Raw genomic sequence first — 412 nt, forward strand, 5'->3', positions numbered from 1 at the left:
GGCGTATTTGATAAAATCATAATTATTTATATCACTTACGGCTTTGCTTGTTTCACTGAAAAGATTAGCCGTGTTTTTTTCAACCAAATAATCCTTTGCACCCTTTAAAAACTTATATAAATTAGCGCCCCCATTTTCAAGCCTTGCAAAGCGAGCAAAGCTAGCTCCTAAAGCACGAGCTAAAAAATTATCAATGATTTCTTTATCAAGTTCTAAAGTATCTTTCTTGCCAGCCTCGCTAAGCTTGTTAAAATGCTCTAAATCCTTTAAAAGAGCGTAAAAATCAGCCGTCCTTGTGCCTTTTGACTTAATAGCACTAACTAAGCTATCATTGATAAGGCTTTGTAAATTTAAAGCTTTAAGCTCGCTATCTTTGGCTAGATTATAAAAGCCTCCAGCGTTATCTATGAAC

The 412-nt window shown here is 35.0% G+C and carries 1 pseudogene; it reads right to left on the reverse strand.

The features are described from left to right. Nucleotides 1-412 (reverse strand): annotated as a pseudogene (locus DMB92_RS09255) (hypothetical protein); the annotation flags it as partial.

The sequence above is a fragment of the Campylobacter sp. MIT 99-7217 genome (assembly GCF_006864365.1).
Classification (GTDB): domain Bacteria; phylum Campylobacterota; class Campylobacteria; order Campylobacterales; family Campylobacteraceae; genus Campylobacter_D.